The sequence below is a fragment of the Flavobacterium cutihirudinis genome (assembly GCF_003385895.1).
Lineage (GTDB): Bacteria > Bacteroidota > Bacteroidia > Flavobacteriales > Flavobacteriaceae > Flavobacterium > Flavobacterium cutihirudinis.
Genome location: NZ_QRDQ01000007.1, coordinates 1,310,903 through 1,329,119, shown reverse-complemented (window position 1 = coordinate 1,329,119; position 18,217 = coordinate 1,310,903). Strand labels below are relative to the sequence as shown.

At 32.4% G+C, this 18,217-nt stretch carries 15 protein-coding genes and 1 rRNA gene; 9 read left to right on the top strand and 7 right to left on the bottom strand.

Annotation, left to right across the window (positions count from 1 at the left end; genetic code table 11):
* Window positions 1–258: 258 nt before the first annotated feature.
* The 3 genes from rrf to BD847_RS05800 all read left to right on the top strand — a co-directional run bounded on the left by rrf (window position 259) and on the right by BD847_RS05800 (window position 1,637).
* A 5S ribosomal RNA gene (gene rrf, locus BD847_RS05810) occupies window positions 259–368 on the top strand.
* A 369-nt stretch (window positions 369–737) separates the two neighbouring features.
* Window positions 738–1,190 carry a DUF1569 domain-containing protein gene (locus BD847_RS05805; RefSeq protein ID WP_115887292.1) on the top strand — a complete coding sequence of 151 codons (453 nt, stop codon included), beginning with the start codon at window positions 738–740 and terminating at the stop codon, window positions 1,188–1,190.
* Window positions 1,191–1,202: 12 nt separating this feature from the next.
* The gene (locus BD847_RS05800) at window positions 1,203–1,637 is read left to right on the top strand and encodes a nuclear transport factor 2 family protein (protein WP_115887291.1); all 435 of its coding nucleotides are present in this window, start codon (window positions 1,203–1,205) and stop codon (window positions 1,635–1,637) included.
* Between the two features lie 7 nt (window positions 1,638–1,644).
* Here the strand turns inward: BD847_RS05800 and BD847_RS05795 are convergent, their stop codons facing one another.
* Window positions 1,645–2,289, bottom strand: coding sequence for an endonuclease III domain-containing protein (locus BD847_RS05795; protein WP_115887290.1), 645 nt, complete (start codon window positions 2,287–2,289; stop codon window positions 1,645–1,647).
* A 50-nt stretch (window positions 2,290–2,339) separates the two neighbouring features.
* Entirely contained in the window at window positions 2,340–3,206 is an 867-nt protein-coding gene (locus BD847_RS05790) for an alpha/beta hydrolase (RefSeq protein WP_115887289.1), read from the bottom strand.
* Between the two features lie 137 nt (window positions 3,207–3,343).
* On the opposite strand from BD847_RS05790, the gene BD847_RS05785 reads away from it, so the two are divergent.
* From BD847_RS05785 to BD847_RS05760, 6 genes are all read left to right on the top strand, one after another.
* On the top strand, window positions 3,344–4,771 hold the full coding sequence (locus tag BD847_RS05785) for a glycogen synthase (RefSeq protein ID WP_115887288.1): 1,428 nt from the start codon (window positions 3,344–3,346) through the stop codon (window positions 4,769–4,771).
* Window positions 4,761–6,041 (top strand): glucose-1-phosphate adenylyltransferase, encoded by a 1,281-nt coding sequence (locus tag BD847_RS05780; protein WP_115887287.1) that lies wholly within the window; start codon window positions 4,761–4,763, stop codon window positions 6,039–6,041. Before BD847_RS05785 ends, BD847_RS05780 begins: the two co-directional genes overlap by 11 nt.
* A 72-nt stretch (window positions 6,042–6,113) precedes the next feature.
* Window positions 6,114–8,018 carry a 1,4-alpha-glucan branching protein GlgB gene (gene glgB, locus BD847_RS05775; RefSeq protein WP_115887286.1) on the top strand — a complete coding sequence of 635 codons (1,905 nt, stop codon included), beginning with the start codon at window positions 6,114–6,116 and terminating at the stop codon, window positions 8,016–8,018.
* 192 nt (window positions 8,019–8,210) lie between these two features.
* Entirely contained in the window at window positions 8,211–10,610 is a 2,400-nt protein-coding gene (locus tag BD847_RS05770; RefSeq protein WP_115887285.1) for a glycoside hydrolase family 31 protein, read from the top strand.
* An 85-nt stretch (window positions 10,611–10,695) separates the two neighbouring features.
* Window positions 10,696–11,508, top strand: coding sequence for a M48 family metallopeptidase (locus BD847_RS05765; RefSeq protein ID WP_115887284.1), 813 nt, complete (start codon window positions 10,696–10,698; stop codon window positions 11,506–11,508).
* A gap of 153 nt (window positions 11,509–11,661) precedes the next feature.
* Window positions 11,662–12,978: an MFS transporter gene (locus tag BD847_RS05760; RefSeq protein ID WP_115887283.1), complete on the top strand. Its 1,317-nt coding sequence runs from the start codon at window positions 11,662–11,664 to the stop codon at window positions 12,976–12,978.
* Between the two features lie 10 nt (window positions 12,979–12,988).
* Here the strand turns inward: BD847_RS05760 and BD847_RS05755 are convergent, their stop codons facing one another.
* The 5 genes from BD847_RS05755 to BD847_RS05730 form a co-directional block, all read right to left on the bottom strand.
* Complete coding sequence (locus BD847_RS05755) at window positions 12,989–14,836, bottom strand: serine hydrolase (RefSeq protein ID WP_115887282.1); 1,848 nt, start codon at window positions 14,834–14,836, stop codon at window positions 12,989–12,991.
* 248 nt (window positions 14,837–15,084) lie between these two features.
* Window positions 15,085–15,810: a head GIN domain-containing protein gene (locus BD847_RS05745; RefSeq protein ID WP_115887280.1), complete on the bottom strand. Its 726-nt coding sequence runs from the start codon at window positions 15,808–15,810 to the stop codon at window positions 15,085–15,087.
* 21 nt (window positions 15,811–15,831) lie between these two features.
* Entirely contained in the window at window positions 15,832–16,890 is a 1,059-nt protein-coding gene (locus BD847_RS05740; RefSeq protein WP_115887279.1) for a DUF4097 family beta strand repeat-containing protein, read from the bottom strand.
* Window positions 16,874–17,410 carry an anti-sigma factor gene (locus BD847_RS05735; protein WP_115887278.1) on the bottom strand — a complete coding sequence of 179 codons (537 nt, stop codon included), beginning with the start codon at window positions 17,408–17,410 and terminating at the stop codon, window positions 16,874–16,876. Before BD847_RS05735 ends, BD847_RS05740 begins: the two co-directional genes overlap by 17 nt.
* Entirely contained in the window at window positions 17,407–17,961 is a 555-nt protein-coding gene (locus BD847_RS05730) for an RNA polymerase sigma factor (RefSeq protein ID WP_115887277.1), read from the bottom strand. The genes BD847_RS05735 and BD847_RS05730 overlap by 4 nt, the downstream gene beginning before the upstream one ends.
* Between the last annotated feature and the right edge of the window lie 256 nt (window positions 17,962–18,217).

Genomic DNA, 18,217 nt, shown 5'->3' with positions numbered 1-18,217 from the left:
GAAGATGACCACGTTGATAGGCTATAGATGTAAAGGCAGTAATGTCATAGTCGAGTAGTACTAATAATCCGTAAGCTTATGTACACCCTTTTCCCGATCCGCCCAGGCGGATCGGGAGGAAACTTTCTAAAACTAAAACTTACTTTTCTTTATCTCAGTATGTTAAAATATTTGCAGCGAAGCTGCAGTTGACAGTTGAAGGCTGGTAGTTGATGGAAACACCAACAACCATAAACCAACAACCGCCAACAATGACCTTAAGGTGGTTATTGCGGCGGGGCTCACCTCTTCCCATCCCGAACAGAGTAGTTAAGCCCGCCTGCGCAGATGGTACTGCAGTTATGTGGGAGAGTATGTCGTCGCCTTTCTTTTGAGAATCCTCATCATTCAATTGATGGGGATTTTTTCGTTTTACAAATGTTTGGGAAAGCATGTCTTCTCTCCCCATCATGGTCCGACGGTGCAACTGCGGGCAATCTTTAGCTTCAAAACCGTTTGTGGCTGGTTTGAAAACTGAAAATGGTTATTCTTCCCTAAACGCGTTAGGGATGGGAGCGGCATCCTTTTGCGGGAAACCAAAAACTATCGGACTTACCTGAAACCCCTCCCGCAAAAGATACAGCGGACAGCCCGACCCAGAGGGAAACGCCATAATTATATTTAAAGAATATATTTCTAGTTAAAATATAATTTCAAAGTAAATTTTATATTTTTGTCTTCTAATTGAATTTTAAGACATGCAAAATATATTTCAGAAAGAAGATTGTGATTTATTCATAAATAGAATAAATGAGCTAGCACCAGATTCAAAAGGACTTTGGGGTAAAATGAGTGTCGCTCAAATGCTTGCACATTGCAATGTTACTTATGAAATGGTTTATGATAATATACATCCGAAACCTAGTGGATTCATGAAGTTTATTTTAAAATTGCTAGCAAAAAAAACAGTAGTAGGTGACAAACCTTATCCTAGAAATGTTGGAACAGGGCCACAGTTTATCATTAAAAATGATCGTGATTTTGACATTGAAAAAAATCGTTTAATAGCATATATTAATAAAACTCTGGAGCTAAGAAAAGAAGAATTTGAAGGTAAAGAATCTCTTTCTTTTGGAAAATTGACTTCTAAAGAATGGAATATTATGTTTGCTAAACATTTAGATCATCATCTTTCTCAATTTGGTGTTTAAAATTTAATGCTTATGAAATTTTCTATAATAATTTGTTTTTTGCTTTTAGGATTTTCTGTTAATGCTCAAAAACAAGAGGTTCAAAAAAGTATTGAAGTGTTTTTTGAAGGATTCCATGAGAAAGATACTTTGAAAATTAAATCGGTTTGTGCTGATAAAATGATTCTTCAATCTATTAGTGAGAGTGCATCAAAGGGAAATAAATTGTCTGATGAAAAAGTTAATGAATTTTATAAATCAATTGCATCAATTCCGTCGACTATGAAATTTCAAGAGAAAATTCTAAGCTATACTATTCAAATTGATGGAACGATGGCGCATGTTTGGGCGCCTTATGAATTTTATCTAAATGATAAACTAAGTCATTCTGGTGTAAATACTTTTACTTTGTTTAAAGAAAAAGATTCTTGGAAAATCATTTATTTAATCGATACAAGAAGAAAATGATTTAGCTTTAAATTATTTCTGTTGCATAGTAATTGCAGTAATCAGCAATTAAACATTCTTCACATTTAGGTTTTGGTCTGCAGGTTTCTCTTCCTAGAAAAGAAATTGCCATACCAATCTCTGACCAAATGTTTTTTGGAAGTACCTGCATCAAATCTTTTTCAACTTTATTTCCGTCTTTTGCTTCTTTTATTATTCCAATTCTGGGAGCTACTCGAATAACGTGTAAATCGGCAATAATTCCTTCTGCAGGTTTTCCAGTTTCTCTTAAAATTACATTGGCTGATTTTCTTCCAACTCCTTTTAAAGCAGTTAATTCCTTCATGTTTAAAGGGATATTGTCATCATTTTGAATTGTTTTAGCAATTTCTAATAACCAATTTGCTTTTGTTCCAAAGTTTCGAACCTTGCTTATATAAGGGATGAAAGTTTCAAGATCGGTTTTAGATAAACTGCTCAGTGTTGGAAATTTTTCAAATAAAGAAGGTGCTATTTTATTAATATTTGCATCAGAATCTTGTGCAGATAAAATAACCATTACCAACAACTGATAAGTATTTTGATACTCTAATGGATGCTTTTTTCCTTCATATTTCTTTAAAATAGGTTTTAATTTTGTTTCCCAATCTGATGTTTCTCCAAATAAATCCATTTCAGTTTACTTTAAGTTTTGCTATGTTAGAAAATGTAACTATCACAAAATTAATTAGTTTTGATGAAATTTATGGTTTTTTTGATAACATTTTGATTGCCAAGTATTTTTCTGTGACCTAATCCATCTGTTAAATACAAAGTTCCATTTTCTAATTGTTCATGAATATGAATTCCGGCTTTTACGGGAACTTCTGGATCATCATTGTCATGAATTACTAAAACTGGTATTTTTACTTTTTGAGCTGCTCTGTAAGCTGAAAAGTCATCCATTTTTATTTGGTATTTTTCTTCAAAAAGATTGCGAAGACGGTCACTTATTTCTTGTTTCAAACCTAATTTTGAAATAAACTCATCTAAAATATCTTGAACGATATCGCCACTTCCTATAATAATCGCTTTTTTTGTCTGCAATCCGTCTTTTATTGCATTTAAGACTGACATTCCGCCCAAAGAATGACCAATTGCAAATTCAAATGGCCCAAATTGTTTTTCAATTTCTAATATAGAAGCAATAAAATCAGACATTATGGTTGATTTTCCTCTAGATTTTCCATGTGCTGGAGCATCAAAACTTACTGTTGAAAAACCATTTTTCAAAAGCTCATCTGCTATTTTAAATAATTGTGTGCCTCTTCCTGACCATCCATGAACCAATAAAATTTTACGATCGCTTTCACCATATTGATACGTTACAATGTTTTTATTTATTGCAGGAACGTGAATTATTTTGTGAACACTTTTAGAATCCATTTCAAGTTCTCGTTTTGGAACTTTATGTTTTATAGGTGTTGTAAATAGTTTTGCAGCATATGAAGTAACCAATTTGGTTGAAATAAAGGCACAAATTTTACAGGATACAATAATAAATTGTGGAATTTTTAATGATTTAATAGGATTAGTTTCCTTTTTTGACATATCGATAATTTTTTTTTGACAGCTGAATTCTCCTTATTTTTTCCTAAATTTAAAAAACATAAAAGTAGCATATTAATGATTACTTGCAGAAAAAATAAATCAGTTACTGCTATTTAATACCGTTATAAATTTTTAGAATGGAAATATTTCATTTAAGTGCAGAATGTTACCCAATGGCAAAGGTTGGCGGACTTGCTGATGTTGTTGGAGCATTGCCTAAATATCAAACAAATGCAGGACATCAAGTTAGAGTTGTTGTTCCTTGTTATGATACCAAATTCAGAAAAGAAAATGAATTCGAATGCGTTCATTGGGGAAATGTCAAGTTAGGAAATTTTGATTTTCCGTTCAGCGTTTTAAAAGAGACATCTGATAAACTGGGTTATGAGCTGTATCTTATAGAAATCAAAGAATTATTTGATCGGCCAAATGTGTATGGATATGATGATGACATTGAACGATTTTTGTCTTTTCAAATTGCAAGTTTAGATTGGATTTTGGCTCGTGGTGAAGTTCCAGCTATTATAAATTGTCACGATCATCATACTGGAGTTGTTCCGTTTTTGATAAAATACGCTTATAAATATGCAAGTTTGCAAAATGTGAAAACTGTTATTACAATTCATAACGGATTATATCAAGGCTGGTTTGGTTTTGACAAACTGTATTATCTGCCGGAATTTGATTTAAGACATGTTGGATTTTTAGAATGGAATAATTCTATTAATTCTTTGGCTGTTGGAGTTAAATGTGCTCACGCTGTCACAACGGTTTCACCGAGTTATTTAAATGAAATTAATTATGCAGCAAATGGTTTAGAGTCGCTTTTTAATTCAGTTCGAAATAAATCGAACGGAATTTTAAACGGAATTGACATAGAAGTTTGGGATCCATCTAAAGACAAAATGCTTGAATATCATTATTCAATAGAGAATTTTGAATTAGGGAAACAAAAAAATAAAGAAAAACTCTGCGAGCAATTTGACTTAGATCCTGATAAACCTTTATTTAGTTTTATTGGTCGTTTGTTTGAAGAAAAAGGGGGAGATTTATTGCCACAAGCTTCTGCATTGTCACTTTCTGAAAATTTTGAAAATATTAATATCCTGATTTTAGGATCAGGAAACTCAGAAATAGAATCGCAATTAACACAATTGCGTAATGATTATAAAGGCAACTACAATGTTTTTATTGGTTATAATGAAGAATTGGCGCATTTGATTTATGCAGGTTCAGACTATATTCTAATGCCTTCGAGAGTTGAACCATGTGGGTTAAATCAGATGTATGCGATGCGTTACGGAACTGTGCCGATTGTGAGAAGAACAGGTGGTTTAAGAGATACAGTGATTGATTTTGGAGATGAAGGAAATGGAATATGTCATGATCAGGCTTCGGTCGGAGATATTTGTTATTCTATAAATCGTGCAGTGAAGCTGTACGATGATAAAATAAGTTTCAATACAGTTTTAAAAAGAGGAATGACAGCAGATCATTCCTGGGAAAGAGTGTGCCAAGAATATATCGAGATATACAACCTAATAATTGAGAAAAATGAAATTTAAAAAGAAAAATGTAGTTGCTATTATTTTAGGAGGAGGACAAGGATCACGTTTGTTTCCGTTAACTGAAACAAGATCAAAACCTGCAGTACCAATTGGTGGAAAATACCGATTAGTTGATATTCCTATTTCAAATTGTATCAATTCTGATATTTTTAAAATATTTGTTTTGACACAATTCAATTCTGCATCATTAAATGCACACATTAAAAACACTTTTAATTTTAGTATTTTCAGTCAGTCTTTTGTTGATATTTTAGCGGCTGAACAAACGCCGGATAATCCGACTTGGTTTCAAGGAACTGCCGATGCTGTTAGACAATGTATGTCTCACTTTTTAAAACACGATTTCGATCATGCGTTAATTCTTTCGGGGGATCAATTGTATCAAATGGATTTTAACGAAATGTTAGAAGCTCATATCGCTGCAGATGCCGAAATTTCGATCGCAACTTTGCCTGTAAATGCGAAAGATGCACCAGAATTTGGAATTTTGAAAACCGATCATGAAAATACGATTCAGGCTTTTATAGAAAAACCAGATGCTTCTTTATTGCCGGAATGGGAATCTGAAGTGAGCGAACATATGCAGGAAAAAGGCAAAAAATATCTTGCATCAATGGGAATTTATATTTTCAATAAACCATTGCTGGAAGAGTTAATGTCTAATCCAGAAACAAAAGATTTCGGAAAAGAAATTATTCCGCAAGCCGTTGGAAAGCATAAAATTTTAAGTTACCAATACGAAGGATATTGGACTGATATTGGGAATATTGAATCATTTTTCGAAGCAAATATTGGTTTAACTGCTGATATTCCAGAGTTTAATTTGTTTGATAATGACAATAAAATTTTTACAAGACCGAGATTGCTTCCGCCATCAAAATTTAGAAATTCGATTATCAATCAATCATTGATTTCTGAAGGTTGTATCATAAATGCCAAAGAAATTAAAAGTTCCGTAATCGGAATTCGTTCTCGAATAGGCGTTGGAACTGTCCTTGAAAACTGCTACGTGATGGGGAATGATTTCTATCAAGATTTAGACGAGTTGAATCATGAAGCAAGTGTCAATAAAATTCATGTTGGAATTGGTGAAAATTGCTTCATAAAAAATGCTTTAGTCGATAAAAATGTGCGTATTGGAAATAACGTTCATATTAGCGGTGGTAAACATTTGGATAATTTTACCAATGAATTGTACAGTATTAAAGACGGTATTGTTGTCATTAAAAAAGGAGCAATTCTTGCAGATAATTTTAGAATTGAATAAAAAATAGAAATTCCAATTTAAAAATTCCAAAACCCAAATTTCAAATTTCAATTGTTGCCTTAAAAACCAAATATGACAAAAGTAATTACGCATTCTCTATTTACCGATTTTGACATTGATTTATTCAAAGCTGGAAAACATTTCAAATTGTATGAAAAGTTGGGAGCACATTTAATTGAGGTAAATGGAGTGAAGGGAGTTTATTTTGCCGTTTGGGCACCCACAGCGAAGTCGGTTTCTGTTGTGGGCGATTTTAATTATTGGACACAAGATGAGCATCAATTACAAGTTCGCTGGGATTCTTCGGGAATTTGGGAAGGATTTATTCCAGACATTTCGAAAGGTTCACTTTATAAATATAAAATTCAATCAAATATTGATGGAGTCGTAACTGAAAAGGCGGATCCTTTCGCGTTATATTGTGAAAAACCACCTCACACTGCATCTGTTGTCTGGGACTTAGATTATAATTGGAAAGATAAAAATTGGATGGAATCCCGCCAAGAAAATAATGCTCTTGATAAACCTTATTCGGTTTATGAAGTGCATTTAGGATCTTGGAAACGTGGCGAACATAATCGATTTTTGACTTATTTAGAATTAGCAGATGACCTAGTTAATTATGTAAAAGAAACGGGGTTTACCCACGTTGAATTTATGCCAATTATGGAATATCCTTATGATCCTTCATGGGGTTATCAGTTAACAGGTTATTTTGCTCCAACTTCTCGTTTTGGAAAACCACAGGATTTTATGGTTTTGGTTGATAAACTGCATCAAGCTGGTATTGGTGTGATTTTAGATTGGGTTCCATCTCATTTTCCTGATGATGCACATGGTTTAGGTTTCTTTGATGGTTCACATTTATACGAGCATCCAGATCGCAGAAAAGGTTATCATCCTGATTGGAAAAGTTTGGTTTTTAATTATGGAAGAAATGAAGTTCGTGCTTTTTTAATTAGTAATGCTGTTTTTTGGCTTCAGAATTATCATGCTGACGGATTAAGAGTTGATGCTGTTGCGTCAATGCTTTATCTTGATTATTCCAGAAATGAAGGTGAATGGGAACCTAATATTTATGGAGGAAGAGAGAATCTTGAAACGATTAGTTTTCTTAAAGAATTTAATGAAGTTATCTATGCTAATTTTAATGGAGTTCAGACTATTGCAGAAGAAAGTACTTCGTTTCCGATGGTTTCAAGACCAACATTTACAGGTGGTTTAGGTTTCGGAATGAAATGGATGATGGGCTGGATGCACGATACTTTAAAGTATTTTCAAAAGGAAACGGTTTATAGAAAATATCATCAAAATGATTTGACTTTTTCAATGACCTATGCTTTTACCGAAAATTTTATGCTTCCGTTTTCTCATGACGAAGTTGTTTACGGAAAAAAATCTCTCATTTATAAAATGCCTGGCGATGAGTGGCAGCGATTTGCAAATCTAAGATTACTGTATGGATACATGTTCACACATCCAGGAACAAAATTGTTGTTTATGGGAGCTGAATTTGGCCAGACAGATGAATGGAATTTTGAAAAAAGTTTGGATTGGCATTTGTTGCAATTTGATTATCATTCTGGAATTAAAAAAGTAATTACAGATTTGAATCAACTATATAAATCAACTCCAGCATTGTATGAAAAACAATTCACAGGAGAAGGTTTTGAATGGATCAATTATTCGGATCATCAAAATGCTGTTATTTCGTATATCCGAAAAGGAAATAATCCTGATGAAAACATTATTGTAGTTTGTAATTTCACGCAAGTAGTCAGAGAAAATTATAGAATTGGTATTTCTAAAAAAGGGAAATTAAAAGAAATTTTTAATACTGATGCTGTAATTTATGGTGGAAGCGGTGTTGGAAATTCTAAACCTTTAAAAATTGACGCCGTTCCTTATGATGGAAGAGATTTTTCTGTCGAATTAATTTTACCTCCATTAAGTGTAACCGTGTATTCTTTTGAATAGAAATTTAGGGAAAATTTACATTAATGTTTTTTTACCATTTTAGCGTTCATAAATTATCGAATTATTGATTTTTTGTAAACTAATTTGCAACTCATTCAGAAAAAACGTTTTCGTGAATAAACCTTTTATTCATAGTGCTTTACAGAGTTTTTTTGTATGTTTGAAGTAAGGATAAATTAAGATAACAACGATATGATTACAAATACATCATTAGAACATAAAGGCAACTTGTTTCCATCAAAAATAGTTTCTTATGAACATGAAGGCGATTCGGTTTCTTTTTATACAGACAATAATGTAATCTTAAAAGTCACCATTCTTCGTGACAGTTTAATTCGTTTTCGTTTTACGACAAAAGGTTACTTTAGTAATGACTTTTCATATGCTATTGATAAAACACAGCTTCATGGTTATAATTTTCTGAAAGTTACTGAAGATGAAAATTATTTTGAAATTACAACCAGTAAAGTCGTTTGTAAAATCAAAAAAGCTGATGTCCGATTGTCTATTTATGATCTAAATAATGGCTTAATTCTTCAGGACGAACTTGGATTTCATTGGGAAGAAAGTTATGAATATGGCGGAAATATCGTAAAAATGAGTAAATCTTCAAGAGATGGAGAATGTTTTTACGGTCTGGGCGACAAAGCCACTCAAATGAATTTAAAAGGCAAAAGAGTAGAGAATTTTGCAACCGATCAATACGCTTACCAAAAAGAACAAGAACCGCTTTATAAAGTTGTTCCGTTTTATATTGGCTTACATAACAAACAATCTTACGGTATTTTCTTTGACAATACCTTTAGAACTTTTTTTGATTTCTGCCAAGAAAGAAGAAATGTGACCAGTTTTTGGGCAGAAGGTGGTGAAATGAATTACTATTTCATTTATGGCCCTCAAATGCAGGATGTTGTCACAACATACACCGATTTGACAGGAAAGCCAGAATTACCACCTCTTTGGGTTTTAGGTTATCATCAATGTAAATGGAGTTATTATCCGGAAAGCAAAGTAAAAGAAATCACTTCAAAATTTAGAGAACTTAAGATTCCGTGCGACGCGATTTATTTGGATATCGATTATATGGAAGGTTTTCGATGTTTTACCTGGAATAAAGAATATTTTCCAGATCCAAAAAAGATGGTTACTGAGCTAGCAGAAGATGGTTTCAAAACAATTGTCATAATTGATCCGGGAATTAAAATCGATAAAAATTATTGGGTTTACCAAGAAGCTTTAGAAAAAGATTATTTCTGCAAAAGAGCCGATGGTCCTTATATGAAAGGAAAAGTTTGGCCGGGCGAATGTAATTTTCCAGATTATACAAATCCCGTTGTAAGAGAATGGTGGGCAGGATTATTTAAAGAGTTAATTTCAGATATTGGCGTAAAAGGTGTTTGGAATGATATGAACGAACCTGCTGTTATGGAAGTTCCAAATAAAACTTTCCCAATGGATGTTCGCCACGTTTACGATGGAAATCCATGCAGCCACAGAAAAGCGCATAATATTTATGGAACCCAAATGGCAAGAGCCACTTATCATGGTGTAAAACGATTTGTGTATCCAAAAAGACCTTTTGTAATTACAAGATCGGCGTATTCAGGGGCACAACGCTATACTTCGTCATGGACAGGCGATAACGTTGCAACTTGGGAACATTTATGGATTGCAAATATTCAGGTTCAGCGATTGTCAATTTCCGGAATGGGTTTTACGGGTTCTGATATTGGAGGTTTTGCTGAGCAGCCAACAGGTGAATTATATGCGCGCTGGATTCAGTTAGGTGTTTTTCATCCTTTTTGCAGAACACATTCTTCTGGAGATCACGGAAACCAAGAACCTTGGGCTTTTGACGAAGAAGTAATCAATATCACAAGAAAATTTGTGAGCCTTCGTTATCAATTACTTCCTTATTTATATACCATGTTTTGGCAATATATTGAAGAAGGAATTCCAATGCTGAAACCTTTAGTTTATTATGATCAAGATGATACGCAAACGCATTATCGTAACGATGAGTTCATCTTTGGAAATCAAATTTTAGTATGTCCAATTCTTGAACCTAATGCTGTAGGTAGACGTATGTATATTCCTAGAGGCGAATGGTATAACTTCTGGACAAATGAATTTGCAGTTGGAGGAAGAGAAGTTTGGATTGATACCAAATTTGATGAAATTCCTGTTTTTGTAAAGGCAGGTTCAGTAATTCCAAAATATCCTGTTCAGCAATATGTGGGAGAATTAGAATTTGATGAATTAATGCTTGATGTTTACTTTAAACGAGGCAAAGAGAAATCTGTTGTTTATGAAGATGCACAAGATGGTTACGATTACAAAAAAGGACGTTATAGCTTTTTGTCTTTCAGAACTATCGGAAAAGAAAAAGAATTAATTATTCAGCTTCATAAAGATGGAAAATATGATACGCCTTATAGTAAGTATAAAATCAGTTTAATAGGACTTCCTTTTAAGGTTACTGAAATTGAAATTGACAATGAAAAAATCGAGTTTGATCAGTTAAGCTTCGAACAAAATAAATTTTTAATTGTTGATAAAGAGTTCAATGAACTTCACATTATTGGCGAGTAGGTAAATTCTGATAAGAATTTTAAGAATTATGTAAAAGTCAAATCAAATTTAGTTGTATTTTTGTTAGTGCTAAATTTGTAAAATCATGAAAAAACATTTAATTGCAGGAATTTTTACAGCGGTTTTAGTATACAGCTGTGCAACGAATCCAATTACGGGAAAACAAAATTTAAATTTTGTTTCAAATAGTGAGTTATTTCCATCTTCATTTCAACAGTATAATCAGTTTCTGACTGAAAATAAAGTTATTACAGGTACAGCAGATGCAAAACTTGTGGAAACAGTAGGATATAAAATTAAAATGGCTGCTGAAAAATATTTAAATTATTTAGGGCAAACTCAATATTTAAAAGATTATCGATGGGAATACAAACTTGTTGATAATAAAGAAGTTAATGCTTGGTGTTTACCGGGAGGAAAAATTGTTGTGTATTCGGGTATTTTGCCTGTAACACAAAACGAATCTGGTTTAGCAACTGTAATGGGACATGAAGTTTCACATGCTTTAGCTAATCATGGTGCACAAAGAATGAGTGCAGCTCAATTGCAGCAAATAGGAGGGGCGGCTTTAAGTGCTGCCACGAGTACAAAATCTGCACAGACTCAGGAAATTTTTGCTCAGGCATATGGAATTGGTTCTGAAGTAGGAGTTATGTTGCCTTTCAGCAGAAGCAACGAAAGTGAAGCTGATAAAATAGGTTTGACATTAATGGCTATTGCAGGTTATAATCCTGATGATGCTGTTGCTTTTTGGAGCAGAATGTCTGCAAAATCAGGAGCAGCTGGAACACCAGAATTTATGAGTACGCACCCATCAGACGCGACAAGAATTGCTAATATAAAAGCACTGATCCCTGAAGCTAAAGCAATTGCATTAAAAGTAGGAACTATAAAATAAGTTTCTTATTATCAGATAAATAATTATTGAAGCTATTCTTTTACGGATAGCTTTTTTTGTAGTTCATAATTTAATAATGTACGAATCAGATAAATTGTATTTGATTATGATAAAAATTAAATAAATTCGTAGCGTATTAACAAAACCATTTCTATGAAAAACCTACAAAAAGGAGATAAAAAATTATTAAATGCCTGGGCGTTTTATGATTGGGCAAACTCGGTTTATACACTTACAATTGCTTCGGCAGTATTTCCCATTTTTTATGAAGCATTATTTACTGATCGCGGTCATTATATTGATGTTTTTGGAATGCATCTTAAAAATTCAGCTTTAATCAGTTTCACGACTGCTTTTGCTTTTTTAGTAGTTTCTTTTATCTCTCCATTATTGTCAGGAATAGCAGATTATGTTGGGAATAAAAAGGCTTTTATGAAGTTCTTTTGTTATTTAGGAGCTTTGTCTTGTATGGGATTATATTGGTTTGATCTTGGAAACATTTATCTAGGCTTGGCATTTTATTTCTTAGGATTAATTGGATATTGGGGTAGTTTGGTTTTTTACAATTCCTATTTACCGGACATCGCTTTTGAGGAACAACAAGATAGAATTAGTGCTAAAGGATATTCATTAGGATATATAGGAAGCGTAATATTATTGATCATAAACTTAGCAATGATCATGAAACCGGAAATTTTCTCTATAACAGGCGACGATGCTGCTATGAAAGCAATGCGTTATTCTTTTATTATGGTAGGAGTTTGGTGGATTCTATTCAGCCAATATACTTATTATTATTTACCAAAAGGAAGTAAAGAAACTGGTGAAAAATTGACAAAATCTGTTGTTTTTAATGGTTTCAAAGAGCTTAAAAAAGTTTGGGGATTATTACAGGAAAACATTCCTCTAAAACGTTATTTGGGCGGCTTTTTTGTTTCAAGTATGGCTGTGCAGACGGTTATGCTTGTGGCAACTTATTTTGGTGCTCAAGAGATTCAATGGTCGTCTAAAGAAGAAAGTACAATTGGTTTAATAGTTTGTATTTTAATCATCCAATTAGTAGCAGTTGTTGGTGCAGTTATCACATCCAGAGCCTCTGCAAAATTTGGAAATATTCCAACTTTAATTGTAATAAATGCGATTTGGGCAGTATTTTGTGCCCTTGCTTTTTTTATAACTTTGCCAATGCATTTTTACGTTATGGCAACAGTTGCCGGATTTGTAATGGGAGGAATCCAGGCATTATCACGTTCAACGTATTCAAAATTATTACCCGAAACACAAGATACAGCTTCATTTTTTAGTTTTTATGATGTTGCTGAGAAAATAGGTATTGTAATAGGAATGTGTGTATACGGAATTATTGACCAATTAACAGGAAGCCCGCGCGCGGCGATTGTTATTTTAGGAATTTTCTTTGTCACATCTATTTTCCTTTTGAGGAGAGTTCATAAAAAAGAGGCACTTTAAGTGCCTCTTTTTATTTTGATTTAAGTGCTGAATCAATTTTTAAAATCATTTCTTTCGCGTTTTCATTCTTCGGATTTAAATCTAGAGATTTTTGATAATTTTCTTTGGCTAAGTCTAATTTTCCAGTGGCCTCATAAATTTCACCTAAACTGTCGTAAACATTTGCCGATTTTGGATATTCAGAGCAATTAAGAGAAAAAATCGCTATTGACAGTTCTGTTTGTTTTTTATTCAAAAAACTATAGCCTAAACTATTTAAGTTTTGTTCAAAATTATAATCAGGATATTTCAGTTTTAAATTCTGAAATTTTGTTAAAGCAGTTTCAAATAAATTTTCAGTAAAAATTTCAATCAGCTGAGTTTGTACAGTTTTAATTTCATTTAAAAGAAGTTCTAATTTCTTATCAGTATAATCAGGACGTGAAATTATTATGGAATGAAGTTGATTTTCGACTAAATTAAACTGAATTGTATTTGGATAATTATCAATTTTAAAGGTGTTATTTCCAATGTAATACATTTCATTTTTCTCTGAATTGTAAGTCTCTTTTAATACGGGAGAGTTCAGGTATAAAACATTATTTTCTTCAAATATTTTAGTTATTCCTAATCTGTCATATCCGTAAAGTATTTCGGTATAATAACCTTTAATAGCTTGTTTTAAATTTGCTGGAATTTGTTTTGAAGAAGCCGGATTGATTGATTTGTTCCAATGAAGTTTTGTGATTATTTCTTTTTCAAGATATGCCATAACAGGTAAACGATTGGGTTTGTCGCCATTTGCTAAAATTGCGATTCCATTTCCGTTTTTCATTGTAGCAAGTAAATCTCCACCAGTTCCGGTATTTGAGCCATCATGCGAAAACCATTCTAAATTCCCAAATCCTATACTTCTTTGCCAGCCATAACTCCAGCCACGCGCACCATTTAGCGTTACAATATTGGTAACTTTTTCAGCAACTGTTTGAGAAATGACTTTGTTGCCTTTTCCAAGTAAAGCTTTTTGCATTTCTATGGCAATTAAAGCTAAATCTGATGGAGTTGACCATAAACCAGACGGTGCAACTTGAGGCGTAATTGGAACCCCAGTTCTGATGATTTGCCCTTTATTATTATGTACTTTGGCAATATTGGTTAAAAAACCTTTTTCATTAGGCTGAATCATTGTTGAATTTTGCAATTGTAAAGGTTCAAGCAAAGTTTCTCTAACGATTTGTGCTATTGGTTTATTGAAATAATCTTCAAGTGCACATTGGATGATTACATAACCGCCGCCGCTGTATTCCCAGTTTGTTCCAGGTTTGAAAAGAAACTTAATTGGTTCTTTAGAACGTGGCAGTAATTTTCCTTGTAAACTTTCAATTATTGTTGGTATTGAATCTCCAGTATAATAATCTTCAAAACCACCTTGACTTGTTCCAGCTGTATGTGATAAAAGCTGTTTCCAAGTTACTTTTAAATCTTTAGTGAATTCGCTTTGAGGAAGTTTCCATCTTCTGAGATAATTTTCAATTGGATCATCTAAATTAATTAAACCTTTTTCTTCTAACATTGCACAAACAATTGCTGTAATTGGTTTTGAAATCGAAGCAGTAGAAAATGCTGTATTCGAATCGATTTTTTCGTCGGAATCAGTAGCTTTAGTTCCCCATTGATTCGTCCAGATTATTTTGTAATTTTCAAAAACAGCAACACTTAAACCTTTTAAATTATACTTCTTCATGACATCATTAGTACTGGTTTTTAAACCATTTAGTGACGTTATTTGATCTGATTGATTCTTTATTTCTATTGTTTTTTGTGCAAAAGATAAGGCACAAGAAAACATCAGAAGGAAAACTGAAATTATCCGTCTCATTTATAATGATTTTTTAAAGTTTGTTATGTGAAGCTTTAGGCGCGGATTTTAGAAATCCGAAGAAAAGTAGTGGCACGAATTATTCCGTGCAATTAAGAAAATTTCGCCTTTTGAAAAAGAGTTTCGCTATTGGAAGAATTTTCCAAATTTTTGGAGCAAAAAAAAAACAGCTTCATAATAAAGGAATAATTGTTTTCACTTTGATTGATGATTATAGTTCCTTGTATTATGAAGCTGTTTAAATGAAATTATGCTTTTGAAATGCTTCCTGATCCGGAAACTTTTACATCGCGTTTCTCAGGATTTCCTGCATATGAAATATCGCCTGATCCTGAAACTCTTGCTGTTAAGCTTTCATTACAATTAATTTTTACATCTCCCGATCCTGAAATACTTACGTCAGCATTTTTAGCTTTCAAATCACCTGCCTGAATATCACCAGATCCTGAAAGTTTAACTGCTAGATTGTCAGAACTTCCTTTTAATTTAACATCACCTGAACCACTTAAATTAAACTCAAAAGAATTAGTCAGAACATCTAAATCAACATCTCCAGATCCTGAAAGTTTTGCTACGAATTTGTCATTTTTAATCGGATTTTTTGATGTAACATCTCCTGAACCTGACATTGTTAATTCTGAAATTTTTTCAAAAGGAACTGTAATTTCTACCTTTTTACCCGCACTAGGTGAAATATTAAAATTTTTCTTTGTGTAGATTTTTAGTACATTATCCTCAACTTCAATAACTATTGCGGCTAAAATGTTTTCTTCTCCTTTAATAGTGATATTTCCCTCATTGCCCGCAACCAAATCAATATCAAAAAAACCTGTTGCTTTGATAGCATCATAATCTGAAGTTTTTCTGGTTTCGCTTACAATGTGACCGTTACCTTTTATTTTATTTGATTGAGCATTAGCTGTAAAGCCTATTAAAAATAGCCCATAAACTGATAATTGAATTAATTTTTTCATTGGTTTGATTTTTTAAGATTATTACTTTTTGATTAATGTTACGTTTCCGTAATTGGAATTTATATTTATACTATTCTGACCTTTCTTTTTATTAGTTCCGCTAATTCTTTTGCTGGTATTTTTAGTTTCACTTACTGAAATATCCAAAGAATTGTCAGCTTTGATTCCGCCATATCTGGTGTTAATATCAAAATCAAAAGCGTAATTAGGATCATAACCTAGTGAAACATCCGTATAACCAGTTGAAATAGTTATATTACTTGCGCTGCTTGTAATAGTAGAAACACTTAGTTTGCTATAAGTAGCATCAATATTTAAGCTGTTAGATAGTTCAGAAACACCAATTGTAAGGTAATTTCCTGCACCAGTAATAGAGTTTACTTTTTCAAACTTTAAATTTCCATAATTTGATTCATATTTAATGTTTTGCGCCTGGCCAACAGTGACATCAGTATAATTTGCATCAAGAGTTACATTGCCTGAATCATTAATCTTTAAACCAGAATAACGGGCTTCTATTGTAGCACTTTTAACGAAATCAATCGAAGAATTTTGACAATAATCAATTTGCAGTCTGTTGCTGGCGTTGTTTAGTTTTCCTAAAGTAACTTTTCCGTATTTGCAGGCAATATTAGTCGCTCCTTCGATTGTGAGAGTAGAAATGTTACCATATTTATTCATCAGTTTTACACTTCCACTTTTAGGAATTTTAATGACATAGTTTATTTCAAAACTATTACTGCTTCCTTTGCTTTTCATAGATGAATTTCCTATTTGTGTAACTGCAGTAACCATCGATTTTAATGCTGTAATATTTACATCGATACTGTTTAGTTTTTCATCTACCCATTTTTCATTTCCTCCGGTTACTTTTATTGTAATGTCAAGATCAATTTTGTCTTCATCCCAAGTCGAAACCGAAATGTTTCCATACTTATTATCAATGTCAATTCCGGCATTTGAATTAACGATATAGGTTTTTTTGATGCTTTTTTGTTTTGAAATAAAAGTATCATCATTTGAGAATCCTAAAAAAGGAATCAAAAGAAATAGAAACGCTATTTTATAATGTTTTTTCATCGGTAGTGTTTTTTAAATTTTCGTTTTCTTCAATTCGTTTTAATACAGTCTGTAAGAAAGATATTCTGGTTTGTAGATTACTGATCATCGCATAAATAATTTGTTTGTTTTCACCGTTTTTCTGCAATTCGTTAATAATCTTCTGATAGTCGGCGTCGAAAAGCTTCATTTGATTTAAGGCATCATTAATGATTTGCTCATTTTCAGGCGAACTTTTTTCTTTTAGTTTAACTAGTTCGTTGTCAATTAAGATGTTGAAAATAGAATCAGTTCGTTGCGTTTCTTTAGAGGCAAATTTGAATTCTTTTGGTTTTTCATTCTTGTAAAAAACAGATATTCCAAGCATTAATACTATTGAAGCTGCAATAGCGGTTGCAAACCAATAATTTTTCTTTTTGGGTTGTTTTCTGTTTAGTTTATTCAAAAAAACTTCCTGATGATCCGGATTCATTTCCTGAACATCCCATTGGTTTTCAAATTTGTTGAATAATTGATCTAAATTGTCATTTTCCTTTTTCATAATTCCTCTAATTTTTTTCGCAAACTTTCTTTTGCTCTGCTTAATGTGGTGCGACAGTTTGCATAACTGATATTCAAAATTTCGCTAATCTCTTCCTGATCGTAACCTTCAATAAAAAAGAGCGTTAATACCATTCGATAATTATCTTTTAGGCCTAAAATGGTATCAAGAACCTGTTTTACTTTGAGCGAATCAATGTCAATGCCGTCAGAATATAAAGTGTCATTTTCTTCAATTTTATAAAGCGTTTTGCTTAAATCTTCAACCTGAAAAGCATTTTGCTTCTTATAAAAATCAATGCTGTAATTGACAATTATTTTTTTCAGCCACGCGCCAAAAGCGACTTCCTGTTTGTAGTCGTTTATTTTTGTAAATGCTTTCAAAAAACCTTCCTGCATGACGTCTTGTGCAAAATGTTCGTCTTTTACAATACGATACGCTACGTTGTACATAGCTTTACTGTATCGGTTGTAAATTTCAAACTGAGCCTTCTGATTGTTTTCTTTACAAAGCGCGATTAATTCTTCGATATTTTGATTGGTTATACTCAAGTAATGGTTGCTAGTTTTTTATAATGACTTGTGATTTTTTTATTTGTTACACTTTTATAAAATTAATTTTATTTTTTTTGAAAATTATTTTTCAGATTACCAAATTGCATCTAAAATTGAATAAGAATTTCCTTTTTTGCTTTTGGCATAATGATTGTCTATTTTTATGGCCTGTCTTGTAAAGATAACATTTAGCATAATTTTACTAGAATCTGCCCCAAGTAATGTTACTTTTGTAGACTGTATTAAACTTTTA

What these genes read in the sequence shown, in the direction of transcription:
- BD847_RS05805 (WP_115887292.1), top strand. Translation starts at nt 738, where the DNA reads ATGCAAAATATATTTCAGAAAGAAGATTGTGATTTATTCATAAATAGA.
- BD847_RS05740 (WP_115887279.1), bottom strand. Translation starts at nt 16,890, where the DNA reads ATGAAAAAACATTATAAAATAGCGTTTCTATTTCTTTTGATTCCTTTT.
- BD847_RS05785 (WP_115887288.1), top strand. Translation starts at nt 3,344, where the DNA reads ATGGAAATATTTCATTTAAGTGCAGAATGTTACCCAATGGCAAAGGTT.
- BD847_RS05800 (WP_115887291.1), top strand. Translation starts at nt 1,203, where the DNA reads ATGAAATTTTCTATAATAATTTGTTTTTTGCTTTTAGGATTTTCTGTT.
- BD847_RS05755 (WP_115887282.1), bottom strand. Translation starts at nt 14,836, where the DNA reads ATGAGACGGATAATTTCAGTTTTCCTTCTGATGTTTTCTTGTGCCTTA.
- BD847_RS05790 (WP_115887289.1), bottom strand. Translation starts at nt 3,206, where the DNA reads ATGTCAAAAAAGGAAACTAATCCTATTAAATCATTAAAAATTCCACAA.
- BD847_RS05735 (WP_115887278.1), bottom strand. Translation starts at nt 17,410, where the DNA reads ATGAAAAAGGAAAATGACAATTTAGATCAATTATTCAACAAATTTGAA.
- BD847_RS05780 (WP_115887287.1), top strand. Translation starts at nt 4,761, where the DNA reads ATGAAATTTAAAAAGAAAAATGTAGTTGCTATTATTTTAGGAGGAGGA.
- glgB (WP_115887286.1), top strand. Translation starts at nt 6,114, where the DNA reads ATGACAAAAGTAATTACGCATTCTCTATTTACCGATTTTGACATTGAT.
- BD847_RS05765 (WP_115887284.1), top strand. Translation starts at nt 10,696, where the DNA reads ATGAAAAAACATTTAATTGCAGGAATTTTTACAGCGGTTTTAGTATAC.
- BD847_RS05770 (WP_115887285.1), top strand. Translation starts at nt 8,211, where the DNA reads ATGATTACAAATACATCATTAGAACATAAAGGCAACTTGTTTCCATCA.
- BD847_RS05745 (WP_115887280.1), bottom strand. Translation starts at nt 15,810, where the DNA reads ATGAAAAAATTAATTCAATTATCAGTTTATGGGCTATTTTTAATAGGC.
- BD847_RS05795 (WP_115887290.1), bottom strand. Translation starts at nt 2,289, where the DNA reads ATGGATTTATTTGGAGAAACATCAGATTGGGAAACAAAATTAAAACCT.
- BD847_RS05760 (WP_115887283.1), top strand. Translation starts at nt 11,662, where the DNA reads ATGAAAAACCTACAAAAAGGAGATAAAAAATTATTAAATGCCTGGGCG.